Origin of the sequence: Amycolatopsis sp. NPDC051102 (assembly GCF_040682815.1) — a bacterium.
In the GTDB taxonomy this organism is placed as follows: domain Bacteria; phylum Actinomycetota; class Actinomycetes; order Mycobacteriales; family Pseudonocardiaceae; genus Amycolatopsis.
This window is the reverse complement of record NZ_JBFBBT010000020.1, coordinates 159,360-173,987: the sequence shown is the minus strand read 5'-3', so window position 1 is coordinate 173,987 and position 14,628 is coordinate 159,360. Positions and strand designations below refer to the sequence as shown.

Genomic DNA, 14,628 nt, shown 5'->3' with positions numbered 1-14,628 from the left:
CAGCGTTCGACTTGCATGTGTTAAGCACGCCGCCAGCGTTCGTCCTGAGCCAGGATCAAACTCTCCAACAATGAACAGTTTAATCGAGGCAAATTTCTTGCTCTCAAAGGAACCTCATACGAGGTTCAATACATAAGCTCTACTGGCTTAGTTCACTAGCACACTGTTGAGTTCTCAAGCAACACACCCCGAACAACTCCAGACCCAAGGTCCAGCGTCACCCGAAGCGGGTTATTCCTAGCAGTTTTTGGTGGGACACCCACTCAATCGCTTTCGGCGAGAGCTTGGTTCGTGTCTCCGTGTCGGCCGGGTTTCCCTGGCGACGAAGAGAAGATTACATGCCCGGAAACGGCCCCGAACAGGGGGGTCGGTTAACAAGATCAGCGCAGGTCAGACCCCATGACGGAGCCCGTCTGAGGCTCAGTCTGCCCCTAACCCGCGCCGAGCGCCACCGAAAGAACATTGCTCCGACTACATTGCACCGTATTGCTCCGGTTCAAAGCTCCGCTTAGCGTCGGCGGCATGAGACTCGCCTACGACGACCTCGGCCCGAAGAACGGGCGCCCGGTCCTCCTGGTCCACGGCCACCCCTTCGACCGCTCGATGTGGCGGCCCCAGGCCGAGCACCTGACGAGAAGTGGCTACCGCGTCGTCACGCCCGACCTCCGCGGCTACGGACAATCGAAGAGCCACGACACGAAGACCGGCCTCGACGTCTTCGCGAAGGACCTCATCGACCTGGCCGACCACCTCCATCTGGAGCGCTTCGTCCTCGGCGGCCTCTCCATGGGCGGCCAGATCGTCATGCAGCTGGCGATGGACCACCCAGGCCGGGCCAGTGCCCTCGTCCTGGCAGACACCTTCGCCGGCCTGGACATCCCGCAGGCCAAACAGGCCCGCTACGACACCGCCGACCGCATCGCCGAAGAGGGCATGGAGCACTACGCCGAGGAGCTCCTCCCCAAGATGATCTCGAAGCAGACCCGAGCGACCAGGCCGGACGTCGAAGAGCACGTCCGCACGATGATGCGCAACGCCCCGAAGGAGGGAGCCGCGGCGGCGCTCCGGGGCCGCGCCGAGCGTCCCGACTACACGCCGGGACTGGCGAAGACAGCCGTTCCCACCCTGGTCGTCGTCGGCAGCGAGGACGAGTTCACCCCGGTCGCCGACGCCGAGCTCATCCACCGGGAAATCCGGACTTCCACCCTGGTGGTGATCGAGGGGGCGGGCCACCTGCCTAACCTGGAGCGCGAGACGGAGTTCGACGAGGCACTCAGCACCTTCCTGAACGACAGCGGAGCGACCCCATGACCCAGCAGACCGTGTTCGTGACCGGCGCGAGCGCCGGCTTCGGTGACGCCATCGCGCGCCGGTTCGTCGCCGAGGGCGCCCGCGTGATCGCCGTTGCCCGCAGCGCGGACAAGCTCGAAAAGCTGGCCGGCGAGCTCGGCGACGCCGTCCTGCCGGTGCAGCTCGACGTCAGCGACCCGGACAAGGTCAAGGACGCGGTGAGCAGCCTCCCCGGGGACTGGCAGCAGGTGGACGTCCTGGTCAACAACGCCGGCCTGGCCAAGGGCCTCGAGCCCGCGCACAAGGCCGATCTGCGGGACTGGGACGAGATGATCGCGACCAACGTCCGCGGCCTCACCCACGTCACGCGCGCGCTGCTGCCCGGCATGGTCGAGCGCGGCCGTGGTCACGTGATCAACATCGGCTCGATCGCCGGCACCTACCCCTACCCCGGCGGCAACGTCTACGGCGCGACCAAGGCGTTCGTCCACCAGTTCAGCCTCAACCTGCGCAGCGACCTGCACGGCACCGGCGTCCGCGTCACGAACGTCGAGCCCGGCATGGTCGGCGGCACGGACTTCTCGAAGGTCCGCTTCGACGGCGACCAGGCCAAGGCCGACAAGGTCTACGAAGGCACCACACCGCTGACCGCCGACGACGTCGCCGAGTCCGTCTACTGGGCCGCGAGCCAGCCGAAGCACGTGAACATCAACGTCATCGAGCTGATGCCGGTGGTCCAGAGCTTCTCGGCGCTACAGATCTACCGCGAGAGCTGAAACAGGTCGGACAACGCCTGCTGACCCGGCTCGAGCGAGGTCAGCAGGCGCTTCGCCCGCGGCCGCCCACCGGTCGAGGGGTAGCGCAGCACCAGCTCGCCGATGCCCGCGAGCTGGTCCAGCAGTTCCCGCACCGACAGGTTCATCCCCGCCCGGTCGGCCTCACGCCGCATCAGGTGGGTGACCGTCGCCGCCAGCACCGAGACCAGGCCGTGCGCCGCGATCCGCTGCCGCGTCCACTCCCAGCGCGGGGTCGGGCCGGTGACGGCGGGCCCGGTCAGCCAGCGGAACGTCGATTCCAGGTGGGTGCGGGCCCGGTAGGCCGTGACGACCTCGGCGACCGGCCAGTCCCGGTCGGTGACCAGCACCTGCTTGCCGAAGAACTCCTCGTCCAGCCGGGCGATGGCCACAGTGTCAACGCGCCGTTCGACCCGGATCTCGCCGGGCCGGTTGCCGCTCAGGACGGCGGTGAGGACGCGCTCGATGCGCCGGCCGCGCGTCACCCGGCCGATCTCGGCGTGGACCTGGGCCCGGTCGCCGCGGTGGGTGCCCGCGGCCAGTGCCTCCGCCAGTCCGTCCAGCTCGCGGGTCGCGGTGGCCAGCTCGTCGGCGAACGCGCGGGACTGCGCCGCGTGCAGCGTCGCCGAGTGGGTCAGGATCACCCGCCGCCGGACGCCGTCGACGACCGCGTGCGTGTCGAGCGCGGTGAGGCCGGCGAACCGCTCGGGGTCGACGCGCTTGCGCGCGGAGGCGGGCTGGGTCAGCAGCTCCGGGTGGTCGGTCAGCGGCAGCGACCCGACGAAGCCGCTACGCGAACCCAGGTCGAGCTGGGCCGCCTGGCCCGCGTGGAAGACGAGCGTCGCCGGGCCCAGCCCCGCCATGACCGAGGCGAACGTCGGCGCCGTGCCGTCGTCACGCCGGTAGAGGCGCGACGCCAGCGGGATCGCGCCGTCGCGGGTCACCCGCAGCCCGGCGCCGGCCAACACGCCCTGGCAGGCCGACGGCAGCGTGCAGTCCGCCGGCGCGAACGCGGCGAACTGCGGGACGTCGACGGCGAGCGCCGCGTGGTCGTCGAGCACCTCCAGCACCGCGGCGGCGACGGTCTCCTCGATGCCCGCGATCCGGTCCGGTGTGAGCCGTTCCAGCGCCCGCCACAGGCCATCCACTGTGGACAGCCGGGGCCGCACGAGGTCGGCGGCCGCGCCCGCCTCCCACCACGCCCCGATCGGCGTCTCCGGGGCGGTTGCGCGGTGCAGCACCGCGACGGCGAGCGTCAGCCCCAGCGAAGGCTTCGCGCGCACGACGTCGTCGACGCGCCGCACGAAGTCCAGCCGGGACAGCGTCGCCCACACCGCGGCGACGTCGCCGTAGGTCCGGTACGTCGCCGATTCGGGCTCGCCGCCCGGAACGGCGCGGGCGATCTCGTCGGCCGTGCCGAGGTAACGCTGGGTCACCACCCGCGGCTTGCCGTCCACCCGGGCGGACTCCGCCAGGTAGTAGTACGTTCGTCCGCCGATCTTCTTGCCGACCACCGATGCCACCCTTTAGGTAATACACGGCGGAGCGCTGATCGACAACCGGCGGAAGCCGCTGACCTGCGATGACGATCACCCTGCCGGACAGCGCGGGAGAGGTGTCGAACACACCCTGGCTGGTCCCGCGAGGACGGTCCTAGCGTGGGCGGAATGGGACCCGAACCCGACGCCACCACCCCGACCGCCTCCGCGATGCGCCGCGCGCTCGCCCGGGCGCGTGACGGGAAGACACTGGACGTCACCGAAGCGGCCGTCCTGCTGCACGCCCGCGGCGACGACCTCACCACGCTGTCCGAGTACGCCTCGCGAATCCGCGACGCGGGCCTGGCCGAAGCCGGGCGCGCCGGGGTCATCACCTACAGCCGCAAGGTGTTCATCCCGCTGACCCGCCTGTGCCGCGACCGCTGCGGCTACTGCACGTTCGTCACCGTGCCGGGCCGGCTCGAATCGCCGTTCCTGTCCCCGGACGAGGTCCTCGACATCGCCCGCAAGGGTGCCGAGATGGGCTGCAAGGAAGCCCTCTTCACGCTCGGCGACCGGCCCGAGGACCGCTGGAAGGCGGCCCGCGACTGGCTGGACGCGCACGGCTACGACGACACGCTCTCCTACGTCCGCGCGATGGCGATCCGGGTGCTGGAGGAGACCGGCCTGCTGCCGCACCTCAACCCGGGCGTGCTGACCTGGCAGGACTTCCAGCGGCTCAAGCCGGTCGCGCCGTCGATGGGCATGATGCTGGAGACGACCGCGACCCGGTTGTGGAGCGAAAAGGGCGGCCCGCACTACGGCTCCCCGGACAAGGACCCGGCGGTCCGGCTGCGGGTGCTCGAAGACGCCGGACGCAGCTCGGTCCCGTTCACCACCGGTGTCCTCATCGGCATCGGCGAGACGCACGAGGAGCGCGCGGACGCGCTGTTCGAGATCCGCAAGGTCGCCAAGACCTACGGCGGCATCCAGGAAGTCATCGTGCAGAACTTCCGGGCCAAGCCGGACACGAAGATGCGCGCGACGCCGGACGCCGACCTCGAAGAACTCGCCGCGAACATCGCCGTCGCCCGGCTCGTGCTCGGCCCGAAGATGCGCATCCAGGCGCCGCCGAACCTGATCGGCAACCAGTACGACCTGATGATCCGGGCCGGCATCGACGACTGGGGCGGCGTCTCGCCGCTGACCCCGGACCACGTCAACCCGGAACGCGCGTGGCCGCAGATCGACGAGCTCGCCCGCCGCACCGAGAAGGCCGGCTTCGAGCTCAAGGAACGGCTGACGATCTACCCGGAGTACGTCAAGGCCGGCGAGCCGTGGCTGGACCCGCGGATCACCCGGCACGTCGCCGCGCTCGTCGACTACGACACCGGCATGGCACGCGAGGACGCGATGCCGGTCGGCATCCCGTGGCAGGAGCCGGACGGCGGCTGGCAGGAGTCCGGCCGCACCGACCTGCACACCGAGATCGACACCAGCGGCCGCACCGAGGACCGCCGCAGCGACTTCGACTCCGTCTACGGGGACTGGAAGGAGATCGGCGACCGGATCAAGACCGGGCCGCAGAAGTTCGACTCGACCGTGCTGGAAGCCTTGCGCAGCGCGGAAAAGGACCCGGCCGGCCTCTCCGACGACGCCGCACTGGCCCTGCTGTCCGCCGACGGCAAGGAACTGGACGCGTTCACGAAGCTCGCCGACGACCTGCGGCGCGAGACCGTCGGCGACGACATCACGTTCGTCGTCACGCGGAACATCAACTTCACCAACGTCTGCTACACGGGTTGCCGCTTCTGCGCCTTCGCGCAGCGTCGCACCGACGCCGACGCGTACACGCTCTCGCTGGAGCAGGTCGGCGACCGCGTCGACGAGGCGTGGGCCGCGGGCGCGACCGAGATCTGCATGCAGGGCGGCATCCACCCGGACCTGCCCGGCACCGCGTACTTCGACCTCGCGGCCGAGGTGAAACGCCGTCAGCCGGAGATCCACCTGCACTCCTACAGCCCGATGGAGGTCGTGAACGGCGCTTCGCGGACCAACCTCTCGCTGAAGGACTGGCTGATCAAGGCCAAGGAAGCCGGCGTGGACTCGCTGCCGGGCACGGCGGCGGAGATCCTCGACGACGACGTCCGCTGGGTGCTCACCAAGGGCAAGCTGCCGACGTCGGAGTGGATCAAGGTCGTCACCACCGCGCACGAGGTCGGCCTGCCGACGACGTCCACGATGATGTACGGCCACGTCGACACGCCCGCGCACTGGGTCGCGCACCTCAAGCTGCTGGCCCGGCTGCAGCGCGAAGGGCTGGAGAAGCACGGGCGGCGCGGATTCACCGAGTTCGTCCTGCTGCCGTTCATCCACCAGAGCGCGCCGATCTACCTGGCCGGGCTCGCCCGCCCGGGCACGACGCTGCGCGAGAACCGCGCGGTGCACGCGCTGGCCCGGCTGCTGCTGCACGGCATGATCGACAACATCCAGAGCTCCTGGGTGAAGCTCGGCGAAGAGGGCAGCCGCGCGGTGCTGCAGGGTGGCGTCAACGACATCGGCGGGACGCTGATGGAGGAGACGATCAGCCGGATGGCGGGCGCGTCCAACGGGTCGTACAAGACGATCAGCGACATGCGCGCGATGGTCGAGCCGCTGGGCCGTCCCCTGGTGCAGCGCACGACGGGGTACGGACGGCCGTCGGCCGAGCGGCTCGCCGCGGCGGAGGCGTCGGACGGCGTCGCGACCGCGGTGCGCAAGCCGCTCCTGCCCCTGCTGACCCCGTGAGGAGCGGTTCGGGGGTTCCGGGTGGCGGAGCCCCCGGCCCGGGGCAGAGCCCCGGTTGACACAGTGGGGCGGGCGCCTTCCGAGGCGCCCGCTACCCTTCCGCCGCATGGGGGTTTTCCGCTTCGCACCAGTTCTTCTCATAGCGCTTCTCGCGGGTTGTGCCACTCCACCGCCGCCCGCCCCGACACCAACCCCGCCGCCGCCGAGCCCGACGTACGCGCCGCCGCCGCCGACCGGTCTGTCGCTTTCGGTCGGTCAGGTCGAAGCCGGGCTCGGGCACCGCGCCAGCGTCCTGACCCTGACCAACCGGGACAGCGTGCCGCGCAAGGTCACCGGCTACCCGGACCTGAAGATCCTGGCCGGCGACGGCGAACCGCTCGACGTCAAGGTCCTGCACGAGACGTCGTACTTCGCCCCCGACCCGGGCCCGCAGGACCTCACGCTCGCGCCGGGTGAGCACGCGCTGTCCGTGCTCGCCTGGTCGGCGACCGTCACCAGCGGCGACAAGCACACCGGCGCGGCGATCTCGGTGGTCCCGATCCCCGGGGAGCCCGCGCAGCGGCAGCCGCTGGAGACCGACCTCGGCACCACCGACACCGTCCAGCTGAGTGCGTGGGCGAGCCGGATCGGCCACTGACGACCCTGTGTCACCGCTCACAAACTGACGGTTGACCAGCGGGGATCTGTGCTACCTCTGTTTCTTCCAATGCCGGAAGGGACGTTCGATGAGCACCTCCGTGGCCCCCCTGGAAATGGTCGACACCGACCGCTACCCGCTCACCGAACCGGACAGCCCCGCCTGGCGAGAGGTCGTCGGACGCACCCGCGCGGAGCTGGCCGACGCCGGCTGCAGCGTCCTCGCCGACTTCGTCCGCCCCGAGCTCCGCGACGTGCTGCGGGCCGAATGCGCCGCGCTCGAACCGCACGCGTACACGAAGATCGAGCAGGTCAACGCCTACAACACCGCGATCGGCGAGCCGCTGCCCGACGACCACCCCGGGCGGACGATCATGGAACGCGGCAACGCCTTCGTCGCCCGCGACCGCATCCCCGCGTCCTCGATCATCGGCCGGCTCTACACCAGCCCGCTGTTCCAGCGGTTCGTCGCCGACTGCTTCGGGCTGCCGGAACTGCACGAGCTCGCCGACCCGCTGTCCGGGCTGACGCTCAACGTCATCGCGCCCGGCCGCGCGCACCCGTGGCACTTCGACACGAACACCCACACCGTCAGCATGCTGACGCAGGCCGCGGCCGACGGCGGGACCTTCGAGTACTGCCCGGGCATCCGGTCCGCGACGGACGAGAACTTCGCCGCCGTGCGCTCGGTCCTGGCCGGTGACACCCGCCTGGTCCGGCGCCTGGACCTGCGGCCCGGTGATCTCCAGCTGTTCAAAGGACGCTTCGCGCTGCACCGGGTCAGTACCGTGGAGGGCGCGATCGCGCGGCACTCCGCGATCTTCGCCTACAGCGAGCGCCCGGGCGTCATCGGCAGCGCCGAGCGCACCCGGCAGCTGTTCGGCCGCGTCCTGCCCGCCCACCTCGCGGACCGCACCCGCGGCGACGAACTGCTCGACTGATCAGGAGACTGGCCCGTGCCTTTCGACTCGACCGGCAAGATCTCGTTCGACCACATCTACACCGCGCCCGACCCGCGCCCGTTCTTCGGCACGCTGCGGCACGTGGACTACGGCATCCCCCAGCTGGCGAAGCCGTACTTCGCGAAGCTGATCGCCGCGCACCCCGCCGACCGCCCGACCGTGCTCGACATCGGCTGCTCGTACGGCATCAACGCGGCGCTGCAGCGGTGTGACGCGACGATGGACGACCTCTACGCCCACTACACCGACCCAGCCGTGCGCGCGCTGGACCACGCGGCGCTGGTCGCGGCCGACCGCGACCGCGTCCACCCCGGCGGGCCGCGCTTCTACGGCCTCGACAGCTCGGCTCCGGCCCTCGAGTACGCGCTTTCCGCCGGCTTCCTCGACGAGGCGATCCACGCCGACTTCGAACGCGACGACCCCGACAGCACCCAGCAGAAGCTCCTGGACGACGTCGACCTCGTGATCTCGACCGGCTGCGTCGGGTACGTCACCGAGAAGACCCTCACGCGGGTCGCGCGCGGCGCCCGGCCGTGGATGGCGCACTTCGTGCTGCGGATGTTCTCCTACGCGCCGATCGCCGAGAGCCTCGCCGAACTGGGGTACGAAACCACGAGCGTCGGCGGGGTCTTCCGGCAGCGGCAGTTCGCCTCCGCCGAGGAGCAGGCGCAGATCCTGGACACGCTGGGCGCGGCCGGGGTCGACCCCACCGGGCTGGAGTCCGACGGGTGGCTCTACGCGCAGCTGTATGTTTCCCGTCCTGCAGGCTTGGCCGAACTCGAACTCCCCGACTCAGAAGGATGATCGTGAGCAGTCCCGGATGGTCCACCCGCACCTTCGGCAACGAGGACCGGCTCCCCCGCGTCCCCCTCCCCACCCTGGAAGACAGCGGCCGCCGGTTCCTCGAGTGGTGCGCCCCGCTGCTGACGCCGGAGGAGCTGGCGGAAACCGAAGCGGCGCTCGCGGAGTTCGTGGCGGGTCCGGGTCCGGAGTTGCAGGCCCGGCTCGAGGAGTACGACCGCTCGCCCGGCGTGCACAGCTGGCTCGACACGTTCTGGCCGTACCGCTACCTCGGCCGCCGCGACCGGATCGCGCTCAACGCCAACTTCTTCTTCCTGTTCCAGGACTCCCCGCTGGGCCAGGTCGAGCGCGCGGCCGAGCTGGCCGCGGCCGCCGTGGACTACAAGCTGCGGCTCGACGACGAACTCGTGCCGCCGGTGCTCCTGCGCGGCACGCCGCAGTCGATGGTGCAGCACAAGTTCCTGTTCTCGGCCACGCGGATCCCGGGCGAGGTGCTCGACAGCGCGCGCACGCAGTTCCCGTCGCCCGAGCGCCACATCGTCGTGTTCCACCGCAACACGCCGTTCCGGCTGGACGTCATCGCGGCGGACGGCCGCCCGTACTCGCCGGCGCAGCTGGCGGAGAGCCTGCGCGCGATCCTCAAGGACGACCACGCCACCGACGTCCCGCCCGGGCACTTCACGACGAAGGCGCGTGCCGAGTGGGCGGCTTCGCGTGCCGCGTTGCTCGAAGCGGGCAACGCGGCGGCGCTGGAGACCATCGAGACGGCGCTGTTCTGCCTGTGCCTGGACGACTTCAGCCCGTCGACCACGCTCGAAGCGAGCGACCGGCTGCTCTACGGCGACAACCGCTGGTACGACAAGGCCGTGTCGCTGGTCGTCTTCGAGGACGGCAGCGCGGGCATCAACGTCGAGCACTGCGAGCTCGACGGCACTACGATCCTCGGCTTCACCGACGCCCTGCTGAGCGGCTCGCGGCAGCCGCGGGAGGCGGCCGACGGCGTACCGGGCTTCGAGGCGATCGAGTTCACGCTGACCGACGCCCTCCGCGAAGACGCGCGCGCCGCCGGAGCGGCCTTCAAGGCGTACGCGGACGCGACAGCGACGCAGACGGTGTCGTTCGACTTCGGCGCCAACCGGGCGAAGGAGCTCGGGATGTCCCCGGACGCCTTCGCACAGATGGCGTACCAGCTGGCCCACCGCCGCGCGAAGGGCCTGACGGGAGCGACGTACGAATCGATCGCCACCCGGCAGTTCCGGAACGGCCGGACCGAGGCCATGCGGGTCGTCACGCCGGAGGTCGTGCGCTTCGCCGACGTCCTGACCTCCGACGCCTCCCCGGAAGAAAAGCGGGCAGCTTTCCGCGCCGCGGCGGCGAAGCACGTGGCCCGCGCGAAGGAGTGCCAGGCCGGGGACGCGCCGGAGCAGCACCTGTGGGAGCTGCAGCTGATCGGGAAACGCCGTGGCGACACCGAAACGCCGGCGCTGTACACCTCGCCGGGCTGGCTGAAGCTGCGGGACGACTACCTGAGCACCAGCTCGGCGCCGTCGGTCAACATCCAGTACTTCGGCTTCGGCTCGACCAGCCCGCAGTGCATCGGCGTCGCCTACGTGCTGCTGCCGGACCGCTGGAACATCTACCTGAGCACGCCGAAGCACGTCTCGGCGGAGATGTACCGCTTCGCCGACGAACTCGCCGTTGCGGTGCGCGAACTGCAGGAGCTACTGGCCGAGTAGACGGCGCAGCCAGGCCAGCCGGGCGGCCCGCGCCGCCCGGCTGATCGCCGCTTCGGGCACCAGCGCGTCGAAGCCGTGGAACCCGCCCGGCCACACGTGCAGCTCCGCGTCCCCGCCCGCCTGCCAGATCCGGCTCGCATAGGCGACGACCTCGTCGCGGAACGTCTCGGCCGTGCCGACGTCCAGGAACGCCGGCGGCAGCCCCGACAGGTCTTCGGCGCGGGCCGGGGCCGCGTAGGCCGGGACGTCACGGCGGTCGCCCAGGTACGCCGTCCAGCCGACGTGGTTCGCCGTGCGGTCCCACAGGCCCCGGCCGTCGAGGTCGACGGCCGACGCGGAGTCGTTGCGGTCGTCCAGCATCGGGCAGACCAGCAGCTGCCCGAGCGGGCGCGGGCCGCCGCGGTCGCGGGCCAGCAGGGTCGTCGCCGCGGCCAGGCCGCCGCCCGCGCTGATCCCGCCGATCACCGGCACGCCCAGCTGCTCGGCCGTCCACAAGAGACCGGCGTAGCAGTCTTCGACGGCCGCCGGGTACGGGTGCTCCGGCGCCAGCCGGTACCCCGGCGAGACGACGGCGAGGCCCAGGTCCCCGGCCCAGCCCAGCAGGTACGGCACGTCCGGGCCGAGGTGGCTGCCGACGATCAGGCCGCCGCCGTGCAGGTGGTACAGGACGCCGGCCGGCGCCCGCTCCGCCGGGGTCACGACCAGCAGCGGCACGTCACCAGTCTGTTCCTCGCGGAAGGTGAAGCCGGGGTGCGCGGCCGCCAGCTCTTCGACGGTCCGGACGTCGGCCGCGACCACCGCGCGCCGCGCGGGGATGTCGGCGGCCGTCGTCAGCGGCGGGCGTACCGCGCGCACCTCTTCGACGGCCGCGGCCAGCTCCGGGTCGAACCGCGGCGGTGTCACGCCGTGGGGTCCGAGACGACCAGCACCAGCGAGCCCTCGAACACCGGCTGCTCGCGGAGCTTGCCGTAGCGGCGTTCCCACGTGCCGTCGTCGAGGTCGTGCTGCAGTTCCGCGGCGAAGCGGTGGTGGACGCGGTCGTCGACGAAGCTCCACGCCGAGCACGACAGCCGCGCACCCGGGTCCAGGAGGCGTTCGGGCCGGGCGTGGTACGCCTCGTTGAAGCCGTCGGTGCAGTCGATCGGGATCGGCACGGGCACGATCGAGGTGTGGCCGCCGAGCCCGTCGGCGATGTCGTCGACCGACGGGTAGCGCCGCGCCTCGGTCTCGATCACCTCGGGCGCGTAGTCGAGCAGCCAGAAGCGGCGCAGCAGCTCCGGGTCGCAGGTGAGGATGGCGATCGGGCCGCGGGTGACCCGGCGCATCTCCTTGAGGCCGGCCCACAGGTCGTTCCACTGGTGGACGCTGAACGTGCTCATCGCGCCCTCGAACGCGCGGTCCGGGAACGGGAGCTTCTCGGCGACGGCGTCGACCGCCGGCGGCAGGCCCGGCGGGCGTTGGGCACGCATCGACGCCGAGGGCTCGACCGCGGTCACCTCGCGGTCCTCGGGTTCGTACGCGCCGGCGCCCGCGCCGACGTTCAGCACGGTCCGCGCGTCACCCAGCGCGTCGAGGATGTACTGGCCGATGCGGGGATCGGGCTTGCGGTAGTCGGTGTAGACCCCGCCGATCGCGCCGTAGTCGGCGTCCCCGGCGCTCCCGTCCGCACGTCGCTGGCTCATGACTGAAAACTAGCAGCGGATCCCGGGCGCCCGGGCGTTGCTCCGCGGGGTGTAAGCGGACGTCAGGCATCCGGCCGAGCCGTCAATTCCTGTCGCAAACTTGCGTAAGTTCGTTCAACTATTGCGATTTCTTGTCCGGGATTCGTATGATCCCCGTCACAGAGGTCCCCACCTGCTGCGGAAAGGCCAGTGCCGCCCATGTCTCCCAGCTCTGTGTTCAGTGCGCCCAAAAGTGCCGGCAAAGCGCGAGCCGGCGCTCTCGCCGCGGCGGTGATCGCCGCCGCCGGACTCACCATCGCCGCCGTCCCCACGGGGAACGCGGCGCTCGCCGCGGGCCGCGGCGCAACGGTTCCCTTCGTCGAACAGGAAGCCGAGAACGCCGCGACGAACGGCTCGGTCATCGGCCCGAACCGGGCCGCGGGCACCCTCGCCGGCGAAGCCTCCGGCCGGAAGGCAGTGACGCTGTCCGGCCAGGGCCAGTACGTCGAGTTCACGCTCACCGCACCGGCGAACTCGATCGACTTCCGGTACAGCGTCCCGGATTCCGCGAGCGGGACGATCTCGCTCTACGTCGGCGGTGCTCACAACCGGGACATCCCGCTGACGTCGAAGTGGGCTTGGTACTACGGCTCGTACCCGTTCACCAACAACCCGGGTGACGGGCACGCGCACCACTTCTACGACGAGACCCGCGCGCTGCTCGGCACGTCCTACCCGGCCGGGACGAAGATCCGGCTGCAGGCCGACGCCGGCGACGTCACCCCGGTCACCGTCGACCTCGCCGACTTCGAGCAGGTCGGCGGGGCCGCCGCGCGGCCCGCGAACTCGGTGTCCGTCACCGATTACGGCGCCACCGCGGGCGACACGAGCGACGACGCCGCGGCGTTCGACGCGGCGGTCGCGGCCGCGCGCAGCCAGGGCAAGGAGGTCTGGATCCCGGCCGGCACCTTCACCCTCGGCCACCACATCACCGTCGACCAGGTGACGATCCGCGGCGCCGGGCCGTGGTACTCGGTGCTGACCGGGCCGCGCGCCGGGATCTTCGGCAAGGGCGAACCCGAGAGTTGCGGGACGCCGACGTACCCCGGCAACCCCGCGGTGCCCGGGACGAGCAGCGCCGTGAAGCTCTACGACTTCGCGATCATCGGCCAGGTCGACGCCCGCGTCGACTGCGACCAGTCCAACGCCATCGGCGGCGCGCTGGGCGGCGGCTCGGTCGTGCAGAACCTGTGGCTGCAGCACACGAAGGTCGGCCTGTGGCTGGACGGGCCGTTCGACGGGCTCACCGTGACCGGCAACCGGATCCTCGACCAGACCGCCGACGGGCTGAACCTGCACCAGGGCATCAGCAACGTCACCGTGACGAACAACTTCCTGCGCAACACCGGCGACGACGGCCTCGCGATGTGGTCCGAGCACCAAGCCGACCACCACAACACGTTCTCCTTCAACACCGTGCTGCTGCCGATCCTCGCCAACAACATCGCCGTCTACGGCGGGCACGACAACACCGTGTCCGACAACGTCGTGGCCGACAACCAGGACCAAGGCGGCGGCCTGCACGTCGCCAACCGGTTCAGCGCGGTGCCGCTGTCGGGCACCACGACGGTCGCGCGCAACACCGCGATCCGCACCGGCGTGCTCGACTCCAACTGGCAGTTCGGCGTCGGCGCGCTGTGGTTCGACGGGCGCGACTCGGCCCTCACCGGCCGGATCGACGTCTCCGACATCGACCTGCAGGACAACAACTACGAGGCGATCCAGTTCATCGACAGCGCCACGACCGACGTGCACTTCACGAACGTCCGGATCAGCGGAGCCGGCACGTTCGCCTGGCAGATCCAGGCCAAGCCGACCGGTTCGGTGCAGAACGTCGTCGCGACCGGCGTCGGCCGCGCGGGCGTCTACAACTGCATGGGCCCGGACGCGATGAGCGGGCTGGCCGACCTGGGCGGCAACTCCGGCTGGACGACGACGTACTGCGGGTCGTGGCCGGCGCCGGTCTACGGCTCCGACAACGGCGGCACGACCACGACTCCGCCGACCACCACGCCGACCCAGCCGGGCGGGAACCTGGCGCTGCACAAGAGCGTCAGCGCGTCCGGCTCGCAGGGTGGCTTCCCGCCGGGCAACGCGGTCGACGGTGACGCGAACTCCTACTGGGAGAGCACGAACAACGCGTTCCCGCAGTCGCTGACGGTCGACTTCGGCAGCACGGTGACCGTCTCCCGGCTGGTGCTGAAGCTGCCGCCGTCCTCGGCGTGGGGCACGCGCACGCAGACGATCGCGGTCGACGGCGTCAAGGCCGCGGCCGGCTACACGTTCAACCCGGCGACCGGCAACTCGGCGACCGTGACCTTCCCGGCGACGTCCGCGCGCACCCTGCGGCTCACCTTCACCGGCAACACCGGCTGGCCCGCCGGCCAGCTGTCCGAGCTCGAAGCCTATTCGTCCTGACTCGC

Annotated in this window: 11 protein-coding genes and 1 rRNA gene; 8 read left to right on the top strand and 4 right to left on the bottom strand. The window is 70.8% G+C overall.

Translation table 11 applies throughout. The features are described from left to right. Positions 1 to 71, bottom strand: a 16S ribosomal RNA gene (locus tag AB0M93_RS38150); the annotation flags it as partial. 451 nt (positions 72 to 522) lie between these two features. Between AB0M93_RS38150 and AB0M93_RS38145 the strand changes: the two genes are divergently transcribed. Together AB0M93_RS38145 and AB0M93_RS38140 are read left to right on the top strand one after the other, a co-directional pair. After that, positions 523 to 1,311 carry an alpha/beta fold hydrolase gene (locus tag AB0M93_RS38145; protein WP_364283506.1) on the top strand — a complete coding sequence of 263 codons (789 nt, stop codon included), beginning with the start codon at positions 523 to 525 and terminating at the stop codon, positions 1,309 to 1,311. Continuing rightward, positions 1,308 to 2,066 carry an SDR family oxidoreductase gene (locus AB0M93_RS38140; protein ID WP_364283503.1) on the top strand — a complete coding sequence of 253 codons (759 nt, stop codon included), beginning with the start codon at positions 1,308 to 1,310 and terminating at the stop codon, positions 2,064 to 2,066. The genes AB0M93_RS38145 and AB0M93_RS38140 overlap by 4 nt, the downstream gene beginning before the upstream one ends. Here AB0M93_RS38140 and AB0M93_RS38135 read toward each other — a convergent pair. Further along, positions 2,051 to 3,598, bottom strand: a complete 1,548-nt coding sequence (locus AB0M93_RS38135) for a transposase (protein WP_364283512.1) — start codon at positions 3,596 to 3,598, stop codon at positions 2,051 to 2,053. The two genes, AB0M93_RS38140 and AB0M93_RS38135, sit on opposite strands and share 16 nt — an antisense overlap. Positions 3,599 to 3,751: 153 nt before the next feature. Here AB0M93_RS38135 and AB0M93_RS38130 point away from each other — a divergent pair, with 153 nt between their 5' ends. The 5 genes from AB0M93_RS38130 to AB0M93_RS38110 all read left to right on the top strand — a co-directional run bounded on the left by AB0M93_RS38130 (position 3,752) and on the right by AB0M93_RS38110 (position 10,484). Continuing rightward, positions 3,752 to 6,349, top strand: coding sequence for a bifunctional FO biosynthesis protein CofGH (locus AB0M93_RS38130; protein WP_364283500.1), 2,598 nt, complete (start codon positions 3,752 to 3,754; stop codon positions 6,347 to 6,349). 106 nt (positions 6,350 to 6,455) lie between these two features. Then, on the top strand, positions 6,456 to 6,986 hold the full coding sequence (locus AB0M93_RS38125; RefSeq protein ID WP_364283497.1) for a DUF4232 domain-containing protein: 531 nt from the start codon (positions 6,456 to 6,458) through the stop codon (positions 6,984 to 6,986). An 88-nt stretch (positions 6,987 to 7,074) separates the two neighbouring features. Further along, on the top strand, positions 7,075 to 7,926 hold the full coding sequence (locus tag AB0M93_RS38120; RefSeq protein ID WP_364283494.1) for an arpA protein: 852 nt from the start codon (positions 7,075 to 7,077) through the stop codon (positions 7,924 to 7,926). A 15-nt stretch (positions 7,927 to 7,941) separates the two neighbouring features. Continuing rightward, the gene (locus AB0M93_RS38115; protein ID WP_364283491.1) at positions 7,942 to 8,751 is read left to right on the top strand and encodes a class I SAM-dependent methyltransferase; all 810 of its coding nucleotides are present in this window, start codon (positions 7,942 to 7,944) and stop codon (positions 8,749 to 8,751) included. After that, positions 8,748 to 10,484 (top strand): choline/carnitine O-acyltransferase, encoded by a 1,737-nt coding sequence (locus AB0M93_RS38110; RefSeq protein WP_364283488.1) that lies wholly within the window; start codon positions 8,748 to 8,750, stop codon positions 10,482 to 10,484. Before AB0M93_RS38115 ends, AB0M93_RS38110 begins: the two co-directional genes overlap by 4 nt. Here AB0M93_RS38110 and AB0M93_RS38105 read toward each other — a convergent pair. Further along, positions 10,470 to 11,387: an alpha/beta hydrolase gene (locus AB0M93_RS38105; RefSeq protein WP_364283485.1), complete on the bottom strand. Its 918-nt coding sequence runs from the start codon at positions 11,385 to 11,387 to the stop codon at positions 10,470 to 10,472. The two genes, AB0M93_RS38110 and AB0M93_RS38105, sit on opposite strands and share 15 nt — an antisense overlap. Further along, positions 11,384 to 12,166 carry a methyltransferase domain-containing protein gene (locus tag AB0M93_RS38100; protein ID WP_364283483.1) on the bottom strand — a complete coding sequence of 261 codons (783 nt, stop codon included), beginning with the start codon at positions 12,164 to 12,166 and terminating at the stop codon, positions 11,384 to 11,386. Before AB0M93_RS38100 ends, AB0M93_RS38105 begins: the two co-directional genes overlap by 4 nt. 198 nt (positions 12,167 to 12,364) lie before the next feature. On the opposite strand from AB0M93_RS38100, the gene AB0M93_RS38095 reads away from it, so the two are divergent. After that, positions 12,365 to 14,623, top strand: coding sequence for a discoidin domain-containing protein (locus AB0M93_RS38095; RefSeq protein WP_364283480.1), 2,259 nt, complete (start codon positions 12,365 to 12,367; stop codon positions 14,621 to 14,623). The last annotated feature ends 5 nt before the right edge of the window (positions 14,624 to 14,628 follow it).

Bases quoted from the DNA above. Each gene is read 5' to 3' on its own strand.
- AB0M93_RS38125 (WP_364283497.1), top strand. From the start codon at position 6,456: ATGGGGGTTTTCCGCTTCGCACCAGTTCTTCTCATAGCGCTTCTCGCG.
- AB0M93_RS38095 (WP_364283480.1), top strand. From the start codon at position 12,365: ATGTCTCCCAGCTCTGTGTTCAGTGCGCCCAAAAGTGCCGGCAAAGCG.
- AB0M93_RS38120 (WP_364283494.1), top strand. From the start codon at position 7,075: ATGAGCACCTCCGTGGCCCCCCTGGAAATGGTCGACACCGACCGCTAC.
- AB0M93_RS38140 (WP_364283503.1), top strand. From the start codon at position 1,308: ATGACCCAGCAGACCGTGTTCGTGACCGGCGCGAGCGCCGGCTTCGGT.
- AB0M93_RS38100 (WP_364283483.1), bottom strand. From the start codon at position 12,166: ATGAGCCAGCGACGTGCGGACGGGAGCGCCGGGGACGCCGACTACGGC.
- AB0M93_RS38145 (WP_364283506.1), top strand. From the start codon at position 523: ATGAGACTCGCCTACGACGACCTCGGCCCGAAGAACGGGCGCCCGGTC.
- AB0M93_RS38130 (WP_364283500.1), top strand. From the start codon at position 3,752: ATGGGACCCGAACCCGACGCCACCACCCCGACCGCCTCCGCGATGCGC.
- AB0M93_RS38110 (WP_364283488.1), top strand. From the start codon at position 8,748: ATGATCGTGAGCAGTCCCGGATGGTCCACCCGCACCTTCGGCAACGAG.